Annotated in this window: 17 protein-coding genes; 5 read left to right on the top strand and 12 right to left on the bottom strand. The window is 71.0% G+C overall.

The annotated features are described in order from the left end of the window. Nucleotides 1-7: 7 nt before the first annotated feature. From ABZW60_RS15725 to ABZW60_RS15780, 12 genes are all read right to left on the bottom strand, one after another. Nucleotides 8-763, bottom strand: a complete 756-nt coding sequence (locus tag ABZW60_RS15725; RefSeq protein ID WP_355477258.1) for a phytanoyl-CoA dioxygenase family protein — start codon at nucleotides 761-763, stop codon at nucleotides 8-10. 9 nt (nucleotides 764-772) lie between these two features. After that, nucleotides 773-1,831, bottom strand: coding sequence for a pyridoxal-phosphate dependent enzyme (locus ABZW60_RS15730; RefSeq protein WP_355477260.1), 1,059 nt, complete (start codon nucleotides 1,829-1,831; stop codon nucleotides 773-775). Next, nucleotides 1,828-3,375, bottom strand: coding sequence for an ATP-binding cassette domain-containing protein (locus ABZW60_RS15735; RefSeq protein WP_355477262.1), 1,548 nt, complete (start codon nucleotides 3,373-3,375; stop codon nucleotides 1,828-1,830). The genes ABZW60_RS15730 and ABZW60_RS15735 overlap by 4 nt, the downstream gene beginning before the upstream one ends. Beyond that, the gene (locus tag ABZW60_RS15740) at nucleotides 3,372-4,190 is read right to left on the bottom strand and encodes an ABC transporter permease subunit (RefSeq protein ID WP_355477264.1); all 819 of its coding nucleotides are present in this window, start codon (nucleotides 4,188-4,190) and stop codon (nucleotides 3,372-3,374) included. Before ABZW60_RS15740 ends, ABZW60_RS15735 begins: the two co-directional genes overlap by 4 nt. Continuing rightward, complete coding sequence (locus ABZW60_RS15745; RefSeq protein WP_355477266.1) at nucleotides 4,187-5,125, bottom strand: ABC transporter permease; 939 nt, start codon at nucleotides 5,123-5,125, stop codon at nucleotides 4,187-4,189. Before ABZW60_RS15745 ends, ABZW60_RS15740 begins: the two co-directional genes overlap by 4 nt. Beyond that, on the bottom strand, nucleotides 5,126-6,670 hold the full coding sequence (locus ABZW60_RS15750) for an ABC transporter substrate-binding protein (RefSeq protein ID WP_355477268.1): 1,545 nt from the start codon (nucleotides 6,668-6,670) through the stop codon (nucleotides 5,126-5,128). It lies immediately after the preceding gene. Nucleotides 6,671-6,808: 138 nt separating this feature from the next. Next, the gene (locus tag ABZW60_RS15755; RefSeq protein ID WP_355477270.1) at nucleotides 6,809-7,291 is read right to left on the bottom strand and encodes a MarR family winged helix-turn-helix transcriptional regulator; all 483 of its coding nucleotides are present in this window, start codon (nucleotides 7,289-7,291) and stop codon (nucleotides 6,809-6,811) included. Between the two features lie 55 nt (nucleotides 7,292-7,346). Beyond that, nucleotides 7,347-8,354 (bottom strand): CopD family protein, encoded by a 1,008-nt coding sequence (locus tag ABZW60_RS15760; protein ID WP_355477272.1) that lies wholly within the window; start codon nucleotides 8,352-8,354, stop codon nucleotides 7,347-7,349. Beyond that, nucleotides 8,354-8,860 (bottom strand): copper resistance CopC family protein, encoded by a 507-nt coding sequence (locus ABZW60_RS15765; RefSeq protein WP_355477274.1) that lies wholly within the window; start codon nucleotides 8,858-8,860, stop codon nucleotides 8,354-8,356. Before ABZW60_RS15765 ends, ABZW60_RS15760 begins: the two co-directional genes overlap by 1 nt. Before the next feature lie 2 nt (nucleotides 8,861-8,862). Continuing rightward, nucleotides 8,863-9,552: a YcnI family protein gene (locus tag ABZW60_RS15770; protein ID WP_355477276.1), complete on the bottom strand. Its 690-nt coding sequence runs from the start codon at nucleotides 9,550-9,552 to the stop codon at nucleotides 8,863-8,865. A gap of 47 nt (nucleotides 9,553-9,599) precedes the next feature. Further along, on the bottom strand, nucleotides 9,600-10,118 hold the full coding sequence (locus ABZW60_RS15775) for a hypothetical protein (RefSeq protein ID WP_355477278.1): 519 nt from the start codon (nucleotides 10,116-10,118) through the stop codon (nucleotides 9,600-9,602). 51 nt (nucleotides 10,119-10,169) lie between these two features. Next, nucleotides 10,170-11,003 (bottom strand): alpha/beta hydrolase, encoded by an 834-nt coding sequence (locus tag ABZW60_RS15780; RefSeq protein WP_355477280.1) that lies wholly within the window; start codon nucleotides 11,001-11,003, stop codon nucleotides 10,170-10,172. Between the two features lie 79 nt (nucleotides 11,004-11,082). On the opposite strand from ABZW60_RS15780, the gene ABZW60_RS15785 reads away from it, so the two are divergent. From ABZW60_RS15785 to ABZW60_RS15805, 5 genes are read left to right on the top strand one after another with little or no spacing between them, the layout of a single operon-like run. Continuing rightward, on the top strand, nucleotides 11,083-11,604 hold the full coding sequence (locus tag ABZW60_RS15785) for a SigE family RNA polymerase sigma factor (protein ID WP_355477282.1): 522 nt from the start codon (nucleotides 11,083-11,085) through the stop codon (nucleotides 11,602-11,604). After that, on the top strand, nucleotides 11,601-12,368 hold the full coding sequence (locus tag ABZW60_RS15790) for a hypothetical protein (protein WP_355477284.1): 768 nt from the start codon (nucleotides 11,601-11,603) through the stop codon (nucleotides 12,366-12,368). Before ABZW60_RS15785 ends, ABZW60_RS15790 begins: the two co-directional genes overlap by 4 nt. A gap of 20 nt (nucleotides 12,369-12,388) precedes the next feature. After that, nucleotides 12,389-13,228 (top strand): ROK family protein, encoded by an 840-nt coding sequence (locus ABZW60_RS15795; RefSeq protein ID WP_355477286.1) that lies wholly within the window; start codon nucleotides 12,389-12,391, stop codon nucleotides 13,226-13,228. A 20-nt stretch (nucleotides 13,229-13,248) separates the two neighbouring features. Then, complete coding sequence (locus ABZW60_RS15800; RefSeq protein WP_355477288.1) at nucleotides 13,249-13,911, top strand: pentapeptide repeat-containing protein; 663 nt, start codon at nucleotides 13,249-13,251, stop codon at nucleotides 13,909-13,911. Nucleotides 13,912-13,962: 51 nt separating this feature from the next. After that, nucleotides 13,963-16,179 carry an NADP-dependent isocitrate dehydrogenase gene (locus ABZW60_RS15805; RefSeq protein ID WP_355477290.1) on the top strand — a complete coding sequence of 739 codons (2,217 nt, stop codon included), beginning with the start codon at nucleotides 13,963-13,965 and terminating at the stop codon, nucleotides 16,177-16,179. Nucleotides 16,180-16,232 lie beyond the last annotated feature (53 nt).

Raw genomic sequence — 16,232 nt, forward strand, 5'->3', positions numbered from 1 at the left:
TGAGCGGTCATGGGAGATCGGCCAGCCTTTCGGGGTTGTAGTGCAGGGCGGACAACTCGGGACGACCGGCGGGCTGGAAGCAGTACAGGAGCGAGCGGCGGTCGGCGGCGGTGTCGTTCGGCGCGGAGCGGTGGACCATGAGGCCGGGAAACATCAGGACCGAGCCGGCCGGGGCTTCGACCGTCACGGCGCGGGTCGCGTCGACGGCCGTCGGATCGGTCAGCAGGCCGGTCGGGTCCAGCGGGTCACGGCGTACCGGACCTTCCGACGGACTGTCCGGGATCAGCGTCATCGCGCCGTTCGCGGCGGTGTTGTCGTCGAGCATCACGATCGCGGTCGCGATGTCGTACGCCGCGTCGCCGCAGCAGCCGTACCAGTACGGGAAGTCCTGGTGCCACCCGAACCCGGACCCGACCCCGGCCCGTTTGAAGTTCAGCTTCGCGACGAACCGCCCTGCCGTTGCCCCGATCAACGACCCCATCGGTCCGGTCAACCGCGGCTCCGACCACAACGCCTCCAGCGCCGGATGCAGATGCGCCACCGGCGAGAGACTGCGCACCGCCTTCCCGGTGGCGTCCGGCTCCCAATGGATGGTTGTCCCGCGCACCGTTTCCAGCCGGTGCCCGTCCGGCCAGATGTTCACGGTCGTCTCGCCGGCCTCGGCCGCGGACACGACGTCCGCGTGCACCCGCTCGACCACGTCCCGCAGCCGGTCCACCTCGGGCGCAGTGAACCGTTCCGGCAGCAGCACATACCCACTCACAGGACCACATTAATGCGACGGGGTCGCAGATGGAAACTCCTCACGCCGGGCTTGTGCGGCCTCCCGGCGGTCCCAGGACATCGCCGACCACGGCACCGCGAGCTCGTCCAGCGAGTCGATCTCGCGCGGCCGCATCGACGCCATCGGCCGCGCCTCGGCGTGCCGGGCGAAGGCGGACTCGACGTACCGGGTCCCGGTGTCCGCGGCCAGGAAAACGTGTTTCCGCCCGCGATCGCACTGGTGCTCCCACAACGCCGACAGGTACGCCGCCCCGGCCGACAGCCCCGCGAAAACGCCGGACGTGCGGAGCAGATCCACCGCGGCCGACATCGCGTAGTCGAAGGAAACCCAGTGCAACCGGTCGTACAGCTCGTGCCGCACGTTCCGGAACTCGATCGAGCTGCCGATCCCCGCGATGATCATCTCCGGGTCCTGGGTGTGCCCGGCCCCGAACGTGATGCTCCCGAACGGCTGGACGCCGACCAGGTTCACGTCCCGGCCGCGCTCCCGCAGATACGCGGCGATCGCGCCGGTCGAGGCGCCCGTCCCGACGCCGCCGACCAGGCACAGCGGCCCGGCCGGCACCAGCCGGGCCACGAGGTCCGCGACCGCGCCGTAGCCGAGATAGTGGATGTCGTCGTGGTACTGCCGCATCCAGTGGTACGTCGGGTTGTCGCGGAGGATCTCGCCGATCCGCCGGACGCGCAGGTTCTGGTCGAGTTGCAGGTTGTTGGACGACGGCACCTGCTCGACGGTGGCGCCGAGGATCTCCAGCTGGATCCTCAGCGTCCGGTCGACCGTGGTCGAGCCGACGATGTGGCACCTCATCCCGTACCGGTGACAGGCCAGCGCGAGCGCGTGCGCGTAGATCCCGCTCGAGCTGTCGATCAGCGTGTCACCGGGCCGGACCTGCCCGGTCTCCAGCAGATGGCGGACGGCGCCGAGCGCGGAGTACACCTTCATGGTCTCGAACCGCAGGCAGATCAGGTCGTCGCCGGCTCCGGAGCTGACCCGGATCGGGTCGGGATCCTTGATGGCCTCCGCCAGGTGGTCGTGCAGTCGCGTCATCGGCGCGGTTCGCTCCTTGTGTCGTTGGTTGGCACGGGCGGAGAGTGGGGGGCACCGATCCGGGCGGCCGTGACCAGTTGGCGGGTCAGGGCGTGCTGCGGTGCGGTGGTGACGGTCTCGGGTGGGCCCTGCTCGACCACACGTCCGGCGTCGAGGACCAGGACCCGGTCGGCGACGGCCGCGACCAGGCGCAGGTCGTGGCCGATCCAGATCAGCGCCGTGCCGCGCTCCTTGAGCTCGGCCAGGAGGTCGAGCACGAGCGCCGTACCGTGGTCGTCGAGCGCGGTGGTGATCTCGTCGCAGATCAGGACATCGGGGTGCGCCAGCACTGCTCGCGCGAGGGCAGCCCGTTGCAGCTCGCCGCCTGACAGCCGACTCGGCGGGCGGGCGGCGGTGATCGCGGCGACGCCGAGCCGGGCGAGCGTGGCCACGGCTTCGGCGTGGGCCCGGTCGGGCGCGAGTCCGCGCAGGCGTTGCGCCGTACGGGCGACCTGCTGGTCGACGGGACGGCGTTCGTCGAAGGAGCCGCGGACTTCCTGCCAGACGTACTGGACCCGGCGGTGCTGGTCTCGGGTGCGCTTGCGCAGCACCGGGAGCGGCTCGTCATCGAGCAGGATGCTGCCGGTGTAGCGCTCGTGCAGGCCGGCCAGGCAGCGGGCCAGGGTGGTCTTGCCGCTGCCGGAGCGCCCGACGATGCCGAGACAGGCGCCGGCGCGGACGGACAGGCCGGCCTCGTGCAGGACGACGTCACGGCCGCGCGGACGCAGCGAGGCTTGCAGGTTCATTGCCGTTAGCAACGGTTTGCCGGCCGTCGAGGTTCCCGGGGTGTCCAGGTCCGGCGCGGACGGGAGTACGTCGGTGGCGCCGGTGGCGATCACCTGGCCGGCGTCGAGGACGACGACGCGGCTGGCGAGCGCCCGGACCAGGTCGAGATCGTGACTGAGCAGCAGGATGCCGAGGCCGGTGGCCGCGAGCTCGCTCAGCTCGTGGACGAGCTGCAGCCGGGTGACCGAGTCGAGGCCGGTGCTCGGTTCGTCGAGCACGAGCACCTCGGGGCGGCAGGTGAGCGTCTGCGCGAGCGCCACGCGTTGCCGCTGACCGCCGGAGAACTGGTGCGGAAAACGTTTGAGGATCGCGCGGTCGCCCGGCAGCTGTGCCGCCCGGACGGCCTCCTCGGGATCGCCGCCGTGCAGCTTCGCCAGCTCGCGCAACGTCGTACCGATCCTCCGCGCCGGGTTGAGGGCACTCCCCGGATGCTGCGGCATATAGGCAACCATCCGCCCCCGCACCCTCGCCGCAGCCGTGGTCACTCCGTTGCCATTAACAACCACCTCACCACCGACCACGACCCGCCCCGCCAGCCGCACGCCGTCCCCGTGTTCCCCCAGCAACGCCAACGCCGAGGTCGTCTTCCCCGACCCGGACGCCCCGACCAGCGCCGTCACTTCCCCCGCGACAACCTCGAACGAAACCCCGTCCACAAGCAGCGCGGCCCCGGTGGTCGCCGACAACCCGACAACGCGCGCGACCGGCTCGCGGCTCATACGGTGCTCCCGGCCAGGCGGCGGGTGTGGTGGACGAGGCGGTCGGCGAGGAGGTTGAAGCCGAGGGTGAAGGAGACGAGGAGGAGGGCGGGGGCGAGCACGGACCAGGGCTGGAGGAGCAGTCCCTCGCGGTTGCGGGACACGCTGACCGCCCAGTCGGGGGCGGTCGGGCTCAGACCGAGGCCGAGGAAGTTGACCGAGGCAACGAGAAACACGGCCAGCGTGATCCGCGTGCCGAGATCCGCCGCGACCGGCCCGAGCACCGAGCGTCCGACGTACCCGAGCTGGATCGTGACCCACGACTCCCGCTGCATCCGGAGCGCCTCGACCACAGGTCCACTGGCCGCGTCCAGGGCGGCAGCGCGGACGAGGCGCGCGACCGTCGGCACGTTGACCATGGCAACGGCCACCGTGATCGCCGGCGCGGACGCCTGCCAGCCGACGGCGACCACGCTGATCACCAGCAACGACGGAAGCGGCAGCAGGACGTCGAGGGGCCGCATCATCCCCTCGTCCAGCCAGCGGTGCCGCGTCGACGCCGCCGTCAGGCCGACCAGCCCGCCCACGAGGTACGCCAGCACCACGGCCCCGAACACCATCCCCAACGCCGTCCGCCCACCGACCAGCAACAGCCCCAGCACATCGCGCCCCAAACCGTCGGTCCCCAGCAGCCCTTCGGATGAATAAGGCAGGCCGGCGCGAGCGTCGTACGGCAGGAACGGTCCCACCACAGCTACGGCCAACGGCACGGCACACAATGCAGCCGCCGCCCAGGCGCCGGCCCCGCGCAACACAGCGCCTTCGCGGGTGCTCATCGGAGCGCCTCGGTTCGGGGAACGAGGCGGTTGCAGACGAGGTCCGCACCGAGGTTGATCAGCAACGCGGCGACAGCCAGCACCAGCGTGAGACCCTGCACCGTCGGTACGTCCCGCGTCTCCACGCCATCCACGAGCGCCGTCGCGAAGCCGGGAATGGCGAAGATCGCCTCCACCACCAGCACTCCGCCGAGCAGCGTGTCCCCGGTGCGGGCCAGCTCCTGTACGCCGGGGACCGCCGCGTTGGGCAGCACATGACGAAGCAGCAGCTGACGCCGCGGCACACCCAACCGCCGAGCCTGAGTCACATAGTCCGCGTTGAGCGCGGCAACTGTCCCCGCCCGGACCTGACGCGACAACAGGCAGACCGTCCGCCCGAGTAGCACCCCGACCGGCAGGATCAGCAAAGCCGGCGCACCAAGGAGATCGCCGCCGACCCAGGTCGCAGGCAACCAGCCGAGCTTCAGCGCGAACACCGCGACCAGGACCACCGCGATCACGAAGTCCGGGATCGCCGACAACGCCAGCGTGACCGACGTGATCGCCCGGTCGACGCGCCCGTTCTCGCGCGTGCCCATCACGATGCCCAGGGCAACGGCCAGCGGTACGACGACCGCGAGCGTGGTCAGCGTCAGCACGAGCGTCGCGCCGATCGAGTCCCGCACGATGCCGGCCACCGGTCCCCCGCTGATCAGTGACGTCCCGAGGTCACCGGTGATCACGTTCCCCAGCCAGTGCACGAACCGCTCGACCGGCGGCTGGTCGAGACCGAGCTCGGCCCGGAGCGCCGCGACCTGCGCCGGCGTCAGCGTCTCGGTGAACCGCATCTCCGCCGCGTCGCCCGGCAACAACGAGGTCAGCACGAAGACCAGCACGGACAGTACGGCCAACTGCACGACCGCGAGCCCCGCCCGCTGGACGGCGTAGGACCGCATTCAGGTCAGCCACACCTTGTCGAACCGGCCCTGGTCCAGCGTGTTCGGCGGCACCGCCTGCACCCCCTGGACCTTGGCCGACACCGCGATCAGGTAGTCCGGCAGTCCCCAGGCGAGGATCCCGCCCTCGGCCCGCACCGTCTTCTGCAGGACGCCGTACTTCGCCGACCGCTCGTCCTCCGATGTCACCGCCCGCGCCGCCGCGAACGCCGCGTCGAACGCGGGCCGTCGCCAGTGCGTCACGTTGAACGGCGAGTGCGACAGCAGCCGGTCGGTGACGTACTGCGGGATCGGCATCGCGCCGGACCGATGGTTGCCGATGGCACCCTTGGTGAGCAGGTCCTTGGCGTAGGTCTGCGGACTCCCGGTCGTCACCTTGAGCCGCACCCCGGCCTCCGCGACCTGCTCGGCGAACAGCGTCGCGGCCTCGACGAACCCGGCCGACGCGTCCGCGGTGAAGATCTCGATCTCCTTGCCCGCCAGCCCGGCCTTGGCGAGCAGCGACTTCGCCCGGTCGACGTCCCGCCCGAGCTGTGGCAGGTCGGCGGGGTAGTACTGGTATCCCTTGCCGAACAGGTCGTTGCCTACCTCGCCGCGCCCGGCGAGCACCACGTCCACCAGCCGTTGCCGGTCCGCCACCAGCTTGAACGCCAGCCGGACGTCGGGGTTGTCGAACGGCGGCCGGTCGACCTTCATCACGAACGCCTGCATCGTGCTGGCCTTCGCCGCCACGACGCGCACCGTCTTCCCGGCCTCGGCGGTGCGCGCGAACGTCGCGGTCATGTCGTTCGCGTACTCCGCCTGGCCGCCCTGGACGGCGTTCGCGCGCGCCTCGGAGTCCGCGGACAGGATGTGCAGCTCCTCGATCCGCGCGGGCTCGTCCCAGTACTCGTCGTACCGCGAGGCGACCATCGAGCGCCCGGCCTCGAAGGACACGTATCGGAAGGCGCCGGTGCCGACGGGCTTGGCCGGATCCTTGAACCCGTCCCGCACGATCTGCGTGCCGATCCCGGCGAGCAGCGCGGGGAACTCGGCGTTCGGCCGGGTGAGCACCAGCTCGACCGTCGCGGGGCCGATCGCCCTGCTGCGCTTGAGATCCAGCGTCGCCAGCGAGGACTGCGCGACCCGCTCCGGTACGGCGGGATCGACGATCCGGCTCAGGCTGAACAGCACGTCGTCCGCGACCAGCTTCGCGCCGTCGTGGAACGTCGCGTCCCGCAGCGTGAACCGCCAGGTGGTCGCGGTCGCGTCGTGCTCCCACTTCGACGCCAGCCGGGCCACCGGCCGCAGATCGGGCCCCAGCTCGACGAGCTTCTCGTAGATCGCCTTGTGCCGCGCGATGTCCACGAACAGGCTCTGCACGTGCGGGTCGAGCACCTCCTTCGCCCCGCCGCCGGCGTACACGGCCCGTAGCCGCCCGCCCTGCCTGGGCTGCGCGGCCACACCTCCGGCCGGCCCACCGCCCGCACCGCAACCGGTGATCGCCGCCACCCCGGCAGCCCCGGCCATCCCCAGGAACCCACGCCTACCCAAAGCCTCGGACACGCGCCACATCCTCACCTTAGTGAAAACGATTGTCAAATCCAGCGCGCATCCGAACCCGACGCGATCATTCTTTCGGGGGCATGCCGGAACCCGCCCGCCGTAACGGCGTGTCACCGGGCGGACGGTCGGCGGACCGGGTTATTCCTCGCAGTCGGAGGGCACGCAGGTCATCGGGATGCCGGCGGCGACGCGGTCCAGGAGGGCAGCGAGCTGGGTCTGTTCCTCGGTGGTGAGGTGGTCGAAGAAGTACGTGCGGACGGCGGCGACGTGGTCAGGCGCGGCGGAATCGATCGCCGTGCGGCCGAGTGGGGTGAGGCGGACCATCGACCCGCGGGCGTCGGACGTGCACTCCTCGCGGCAGACCAGGCCGCGCTTCTCCATCCGGCTGACCTGGTGCGACAGGCGGCTGCGTTCCCAGCCGACGGACCGGCCGAGGTCGCGAGTGCGCAGGACGCCGCCCTCGGCCTCGGACAGCGGATGCAGCAGCGCGTAGTCGGCGCCGGACAGGCCCGAGTTCGTGATCATCCGCGCCTCGAGCGCCCGCATCAGTTCGCGATGCGTCGCGCGGTACGCCTGCCAGAGTGCGGCTTCCTGCTCGCCGAGCCACCGCGGTTCCACCATCTGCCCATTGTACGGACAATCGTTGACATGTCACCGACCCGCGTGCAGGTCCGGCCTAGGGAGTGCGCGCGAGGGCAACGGCCAGGCCGACGGTGGCCGCCATGACGACGAGTTCGACCGCGGCCAGCCGGCGGAACGCCGCCGGGTTGCCGGTGGCGAGCTCGGGCAGCGTCGTCCGGCGGTGCCACCAGCCGAGGGTCACGAGAAGCGCGAACGCGACGGCCTTCGCGAACACCAGGGCGCCGTACCCGGTCGTCACCCACTGCGTGACCAGGCCCCAGCCGCCCTGCCGGCCGTCGAGGTGGATCTCGGCGGTGAGGAGGCCGGTGACGCCGATCGTCACCGCGCACCCGAGGGCGAGCGTGCTGAAGATCTCGACGGCTTCGCGGGAGCGGGTGTAGCGCAGGACCGCCAGCAGACCGCCGATCCACGCGGTCGCGGCGACGACGTGGACGACGAGCGAAGTCGTCGCGAGGACCGACCACAGGTCGGTGCGGTCGAGCGCGCCATGGCCGGTGAGCAACGGCCCTGTGAGAGCGGCGATCGTGAGTACGGCGGCCAGCCGGGCGGTGCGAATCGTCCTGGTGCCGCTGAGGACGACGGCGAGTACGGCGGTGAGCACGACGGCGACGGCGAGCGCGCGGACCTGGCTCAACTGGCCGGCCGGTTCGGCGTGCTCGGCGAGGTGGGACAGCGGGATGCCGAGGATCACCGTCGCGGTCGCGACCAGGCCGCCGATACTCGCGACCGCCCAGATCCCGGCGGCCAGCGCGGCGTCCTGACAGGCGCGGATCGCTTTGGCGCCGAGCTTTCCGTCCTTCACCGGCAGGAACAGGACGGCCGCCACCACGGCTCCGCCGGTCGCGACCGCGGCCGCATCGGCGAGCAGCCGCAGGACCGGGACCGCCCAGGAGACACCGAGCGGGGCGCCGAGCAGACCGTCCGCCGGCTTCTTCGGGGCACCGCCGGCGGCGAGCAGGGCGACCAGCAGCACACCGATGCCTGCAGCAACCATCGCCAGCACGAGCAGCCGGGGACGCGCGGCCGGACGGGAAACGGTCATCAGGCGGCCGGGCGGCGGCGGACGATGACGACGGCCAGCGCCACGACGACGAGCATCACCAGGCACATGGCGACGATGGTGACGGTGCTGGAATTCCCCTCGGGCTGCGCCGGCGCGTCGGCCGGCTGGGTCGCGGGGTGACCGGCGTGCGTGACGGTGAACGATCCGGACACCGTGATCGGGTGGCCGTCGGCCGAGACGACCCGCGCCTCGACCGTGTACTTGCCGGCCTCGATCATCGCGCCCACCGGCTGCGTGACCGTGTTGTCGACCACCTGGACGTCGCCGTTCGCGACGTTCGTCCCGCCCGGTGACTTCACCTGGACCTGCGTCCCGGTGGCGCCGACCGGCTCGCTGAAGGTCAGCACCACCTTCGTCGGCGGTGCGGCCATCGAGGATCCGTCGACCGGCGTCATCGACTCGAGCTTGGCGTGCGCCGCCGCCACGCCGGTGGAGACCACCAGCGTGACCAGCGACGCGAGCAGGACTGCGATCAAACGGCGCACGGCTACTGCTTCTCCCCTGCGACCGCCGCCGGCCGGCGCGACCACAACCCGAAGGCGAGACCCAGCAGCCCGACCAGCAGCCCACCACCACCGAGCCAGCGCGCGACGGTGTCGGAGGAGTCGGTGGCCGTCGTCGCCGCGACCGGCGTGACCGCCGCGGCCAGCTTCAACGCCGGCGCCGGGTGCTCGGGCTCGTCGGCGCCGTCCTTCGCGACGTCGGCCCACTTCGCCACCTCGCCGTCGCTGTAGGTCTGCTCGGTCGGGAAGCTCAACGAATCCACCCCTTCGGGCAGCTTGCCGACCGACAACGCGAACTCGTCGAAGTCGTTCGGCGGGATGCCGCCCGCGGTCGCGGTCCAGGTGACCGTGGTGATCGCCTTGGTCAGCGTGACGTCCCCGACCTTCACCGCGGCCGGCAGCTTCGTCTCCTTCTTCTCCACCTTCCACCCGTCCTTCACCTGCGCACCGACGTGCGCGAACGGATGGTCGGCGGGCAACGAGACAACCAGTTTCGTGGTGCTGGTGTCGTCGGACTCGGTCGGGACGCGGAACACGAGCTTGGCGTATCCGCCGGGCTTGGCGTCCGGCGACGACACCGTGACATGGGCCGACGCCGAGCTCGCGGCGCCGATCACGACCAGCGCGGACGCCGCGGCGATCGCGCCGGCGCGCAGGACGAATCTCCTGGGCATGAGAGAACCTTTCAAGGCATACGAGTAGTCCGGCGCTGACGGCCGGTTCAGACAGCTGCGATCACTCGTACGCCGGGAGGCCCTCGCCCGGAGACGCTCGTGCCGAGCCGGGAGCCGGTCGGGGTCCACGACGCGAAGAAGCCAGGCACCGCGCGGACGACCAGCACCGCCCGCGGCACCGGCAGCTCTGGAAGGAGGCGCGCAAACACCCGCCGTACGCGATGGACCCAGCGATGCGCCCGGCCGAGCGCGAGAACCCCGGCCAGCAGCGCGCCCAGGTGGGTCGCTGTCATCATCAGACTGCTCTGAATCGACATGGCGTGATGCATGGTCACCGAGTCCAGCGTGACGTGCACGAACAGCTGCACCCCGGCGAGTACGAGGCCGGTCAGCAACCGCTCCCCTGCCAGATACTCACCCAGCAGCCAGCAGACACCTGCGAGCGCGGCCAGCGGAGGTACGACACCCAGCGGCACCCCTCCGCCCCCGACGAGGGCATGACCGACCACCGCCACCACGACGCTCAGCGCCGCGACCACGGACGTCGTCCTGCTCTCGGTCGGCATCTCATCCCCTCGCTCCAGTCACTGTACGGTCAGGAACGCGCGGGGGTTCCCTCAGTGCTGCGCTGTGAACCGCAGGACGGCATCGCGGAACGCCTCCGGCTCCTCGACGTGGCCGAAGTGGCCGCTCTCGCCCAGCACCACGAGCTCGGCGCCGGGGATCCCGTCGGCGAGTTCGCGGGCCGAGTTCTCCGGACAGATGAAGTCCGCGGTCCCGACGATCACCAGCGTCGGCACGGCGATCTCGCCGAGCCGGCCGCGGATGTCCCAGAGCGTGTCCTGCCGGTTCGGGTCGACGGTCAGGTCGACGGTCTGCTTCCACTCACCGATCCGCGGGTCGATCGCCTCGAAGTCCTTGAAGTACACCGGCAGCAGGCGGCGGAGCGCGTCGACCTCGGCCTCACGCCCGACCGGCTGCTCCTGCCACGCCGCGAGCACCTGCGCCGCGAGCGGGTCGCCGGCCGGCCGCGCGGCGACGTACGCCTCGAGGTTCTTGAAGGCCTGCGCCCCGAGCTCGGGACCGTTGAAGGCCATCGAGTCGTAGATGATCGCGCCGCGCAACCGCTCCGGGTGGTCGAGCGCGGTCTGCAGCGCGACGAAGCCGCCGTGCGAGTGCCCGAGCAGGAAGACCGGCTCGTCACCCAGGTGCCGGGCGAGCTCGTCGACGAAGGACGCGTACCTCTCCATCGAGTAGTCGCCGTCCGCGAGCAGGTCCGAGTTCCCGGTGCCGACCGGTTCGAGGTACACCATCGTCAGGCGTTGCTCGAGCTCCGGCATCCGCAGGTACGGCCAGTGCACGCCGGGACCGCCGGGATGCGCGATACAGACCGGCCCGCTGCCGTTCACGTGATAGGTGACCCGGACGCCGTCGACCATGAATTCAGGCACGGCAAAAAGTGTGCCGTAGTCGTGCAACCAAACGTGCACGCCGCCACGTTTGACCCGGCATGACTGGGGAGGGTCGCGGGTGAGACCGGAGACGGAGCAGGACTACGTCGAGTTCGTGACCCATCATGCGAACTCTCTGTGCCGGACTGCTTACCTTCTGTGCGGGGACTGGCGCCGGGCCGAGGACGCGACCCAGGAGGCACTGATCCGGCTCTACCGGGTCTGGGGCCGGATCCAGCGCAAGGGAGCGATCGGTGCGTACGCGCGGAAGGTGGTCGTCTCGACGACGCTCGACGGGCTCCGCCGCAAGTCCAGCCAGGAGGTCGTGGGCGGCGACGAGTACTTCGCCAACGAGGCCGACGCCGACGCGCTCGGCGTCGTCGAGAACCGGCTGGTGATCACCAAGGCCCTCGCCGAGCTGCCGCCCCGCCAGCGCGCGTGCGTCGTCCTGCGGTACTTCGACGAGCTGTCCGTCGAGGAGACCGCGATCGCGCTGGACTGCCGCCCGGGAACCGTGAAGAGCCAGACGCTGCGCGCACTGGACAAGCTGCGCGCCCACCCGTCCCTGGCCGAGCTCTCCGATCTGGTGGGGACGAGATGACGAACGACCTGAAGACCCTGCTGGACCAGGCCACCGACCGCGGTACGTCGTTCACGCCGGACGTCACCGCACTGGTCGCCGCCGGCCGGCACCGGACCCGGATCCGCCGGGCGACGATGACCGCGGCCACCGCCGTGACCGCGGCGACCGCGGTGGTCGCCGCGCTGGTGATCGGCCGGATCGGCCCGGAGCCGCACCCGGTGACCACTCCCCCTGAGGCTCCGGCCGCCGTCACCGATCTGTGCGCGAAGTCCGACGACTTCTTCCGGACCGCGAACGACGACACCTGGCGCCGGCAGGTCGCCGCGACGTGGACCGACAAGGTCGTGCAGGTGAGCGATGCCGACGGGAACATGACGGTCCGCCGGTCGCCGGACGGCACGCAGTACGCGTACTGCGTGGCCGGCGTACCGATCCACGGACAGCAGTTGGGCGGCTTCGGGGCGACGCTGCTCAACACCGGGATCATCACCCGCGCCTACCAGATCCAGCGGTACTGGAGCATGGCGTGCGGTGACTCGAAGGTGGACCGGAGCGATTTCGCCGGCTGCATGGGCGTCGTCTACAGCTACGCGGGCCGGGTGCCGGAGGGAGTCACCCGGATCGCGTTCACCGGCCTCGGCCAGCGCGCGGACGCCGCGGTGAAGGACGGGTACTGGGCGCACCGGGTGTACACCGCCGACATCAGGAACGGCAACACCGACCCGATCTACATCAGCATGTACGACGGCGCCGGGAAGCAGGTGTTCCGGGACCGGTACTGACCTGCTGCGATGATGTGCGGATGGACGTAGCTGTGCTGGAGATCGGGGGAAGCCACGTCACGGCGGCCGTGGTGGCGCCCGGAACGTGGGACGTCACCGAGGTCGACCGCGCGGACCTGGAGTCCCAGGCCGCCGCCGAGGTGGTGGTCGGGCAGCTCGCCGACACCGCCCGGAAGTTGCCGCTGGCAAACGGTCTGGCGATCGCGCTGCCCGGTCCGTTCGACTTCGTCACCGGGGTCGCGTGGTACCGCGGGCAGGGCAAGTTCGACCAGCTGTACGGGTTCAACCTCGGTGCCGCGCTGGGCGAGGAGCTCGGGATCGACCGGCTGCTGTTCATGAACGACGCCGAGGCGTTCGCGGTCGGCGAGTGGACCGCGGGCGAGGTCCGCGGCGCCGCGCGCTGCGTCGGTGTCACGATCGGCACCGGCATCGGTACGGCGTTCCTCGCCGACGGCCAGGTGGTCCGCGAGGGCGACACGGTCCCGCCGGGCGGCGAGCTGTACAAGACGTCGTACGCCGGGAAGCCGCTGGAGGACTCGATCTCCGCCCGCGCGATCCTGCGCCGCTACGCCGGGACGACCGGCGCCGAGGCCCCCGGCGTGAAGGAGATCGCCGACCGGGCCCGCGCCGGCGACACCGCGGCCCAGCAGGTGCTGACCGCCTGCTTCACCGACCTCGCGGACGCGCTGCGGCCCTGGCTGGAGCGTTTCGGGGTCACGCACACAGTCCTGGGCGGCTCGATCTCGGGCGCCTTCGACCTGGTGGCATCGGCCCTCGACTTCCCCGCCTCCGCGACGAAGGACACCGAACACTCCGCCCTGATCGGCGCCGCCGCCCACTACCTCAGAACCTGTCGGTGACCCCGGCTACGGTCGGTGGCGTGAAGATCGCCGCGCCCCGCCTCCGGGCCCAGCTCGAGTCCGCCCTGCCCGAGAGCATCGAGGACGAGGAGCGGTTGCTGGATCTGGAGCTGGAGGATGTGGATCTGAGTGACCTGGAGGCCGAGCACGTCGAGATCAGCGGCTGCCGCCTCACCCGGAGCAAGCTGGCCGGGTCCGAGCTGGAGAAGCTGATCCTGGTCGACACCGAGCTCGCCCAGTGCGACCTGGCGAACTCCCGCTGGTCCGACGCGGCGCTGACCCGGGTCGCGATCGCCGGCGCCCGGATGATCGGGTTCGCCGGTCCCGGCGCGGTGCTGCAGCACGTGACGATCCGCGACACCGTGCTCGACTTCGCGTCGTTCCGGTTCGCGAAGCTCGCCAAGGTCGAGCTCACCGACTGCCGGCTGCAGTCCGCAGACTTCGTCTCCGCCGACCTGACCGGTGCCGTGTTCCGCCGCTGCGACCTGTCCGGCGTGGAGTTCTCCCAGGTCAAGGCGGCCAAGGCGGTGTTCGTCGACTGCACCTGGGACGGCGCCAAGGGCCTCGCCTCGCTGGCCGGGGCGACCGTGGCGGCGTCCTCCCCCATCGACACGCTCGCGTTCACCAGCGCCGTCACCGTCGCCACCGGGATCACGCTGGCGCACCCGGACGACCTCTCCTGAGCGTGATCCGGCCCACGTAGGAGTCCGACCTGCGCCGGATAAGGTGGGCCCGTGACTGACTCGACGATCATCTACACCCACACCGACGAGGCTCCGGCGCTCGCCACGTACTCGTTCCTCCCTGTCGTCCAGGCGTACGCCGGCCAGGCCGGTGTCGGCGTGGAGACCCGGGACATCTCACTGGCCGGCCGGATCCTGGCGCTCTTCCCGGAGTACCTCCAGGAGGACCAGCGGATCGCGGACGCGCTGAGCGAGCTCGGTGAGCTGGCCAAGACGCCCGCCGCGAACATCATCAAGCTGCCGAACGTCTCGGCCTCGATCCCGCAGCTGAAGGCCGCGATCGCCGAGCTGCAGTCCCAGGGCTACGCGCTGCCGGAGTACCCGGACGAGCCGAAGACCGACGAGGAGCGGGAGATCCAGGCCCGCTACGACAAGGTCAAGGGCTCCGCGGTGAACCCGGTGCTGCGCGAGGGCAACTCCGACCGCCGCGCGCCCGCCTCGGTGAAGAACTACGCCAAGACCCACCCGCACCGGATGGGCGCGTGGACCGCCGAGTCGAAGACCAACGTCGCGACGATGGACACCGACGACTTCCGCGCCACCGAGAAGTCCGCGGTGATCGAGTCCGACGGCTCGCTGCGGATCGAGCTGGTCGGCGACGACGGCACCACCACGGTGCTGCGCGAGTCGGTCCCGGTGCTGGCCGGTGAGGTCGTCGACGCCTCCGTCATGCATGTCGCCGCGCTGCGCGAGTTCCTGACCGCGCAGGTCGCCCGGGCGAAGGCCGAGGACGTGCTGTTCTCGATCCACCTCAAGGCCACGATGATGAAGGTGTCCGACCCGATCGTCTTCGGTCACGTCGTCCGGGCGTTCTTCCCGGAGACCTTCGCCCGGTACGGCGACGTACTGGCCAAGGCCGGCCTGACCCCGAACGACGGGCTCGGCGGCATCCTGAACGGCATCGCCGCGCTGCCGGAAGGCGCCGAGATCAAGGCCTCCTTCGACGCGGAGCTGGCCGCCGGACCGGCGCTGGCGATGGTCGACTCCGACAAGGGCATCACCAACCTGCACGTCCCGTCGGACGTGATCGTGGACGCGTCGATGCCGGCGATGATCCGGACCTCGGGCCATATGTGGGGCCCGGACGGCGCGGAGCACGACACGCTCGCCGTCCTGCCGGACCACAGCTACTCGGGCATCTACCAGGCCGTCCTCGACGACTGCCGCGCGAACGGCGCGTTCGACCCGGCCACCATGGGCTCGGTGCCGAACGTCGGCCTGATGGCGCAGAAGGCCGAGGAGTACGGCTCGCACGACAAGACCTTCGAGGTCCAGACCACCGGGACCGTCCGGCTGGTCGACACCGCGGGCACCGTCGTCCTCGAGCAGGCCGTCTCCGCGGGCGACATCTTCCGCGCCTGCCAGACCAAGGACGCCCCGATCCAGGACTGGGTCAAGCTGGCCGTCAACCGGGCCCGGGCGACCGGCGACCCGGCCGTGTTCTGGCTGGACGAGACCCGCGCGCACGACGCCAACCTGATCACCAAGGTGCAGAAGTACCTGTTCGACCACGACACCGAGGGTCTGGACATCCGGATCCTGGCGCCGGTGGACGCGATCACGTTCTCGCTGGAGCGGATCCGGCGCGGCGAGAACACCATCTCGGTGACCGGCAACGTGCTGCGTGACTACCTCACCGACCTGTTCCCGATCCTCGAGCTCGGCACCAGCGCGAAGATGCTGTCGATCGTGCCGCTGATGGCCGGCGGCGGCCTGTTCGAGACCGGCGCGGGCGGCTCGGCGCCGAAGCACGTGCAGCAGCTGGTCAAGGAGAACTACCTGCGCTGGGACAGCCTGGGCGAGTTCTTCGCGCTGGCCGCGAGCTTCGAGCACCTGGCGCAGGCGACCGGCAACGCGCGGGCGCAGATCCTGGCCGACACGCTCGACCGGGCGACCGCCACGTTCCTGAACGAGGACAAGTCCCCGACCCGTCGCGTCGGCGGGATCGACAACCGCGGCAGCCACTTCTACCTGTCGCTGTACTGGGCGCAGGAGCTGGCCGCGCAGACCGAGGACGCCGACCTGGCCAAGGCGTTCGCCCCGCTCGCCGAGACACTCGCCGCGAACGAGCAGACGATCGTCGACGAACTCCTCGCCGTCCAGGGCACCCCCGCCGACCTCGGCGGCTACTACCAGCCCGACCCGGCAAAGGCGGCCACCATCATGCGCCCCTCCAAAACCTGGAACGACGCCCTGGCCTCCCTGTAACCACACCCCGGCCTGCCCGGCTCGGCCCGGCCCGGCTCGGCTCGGCCCGGCTC

Origin of the sequence: Kribbella sp. NPDC003557 (assembly GCF_040610805.1) — a bacterium.
GTDB lineage: Bacteria > Actinomycetota > Actinomycetes > Propionibacteriales > Kribbellaceae > Kribbella.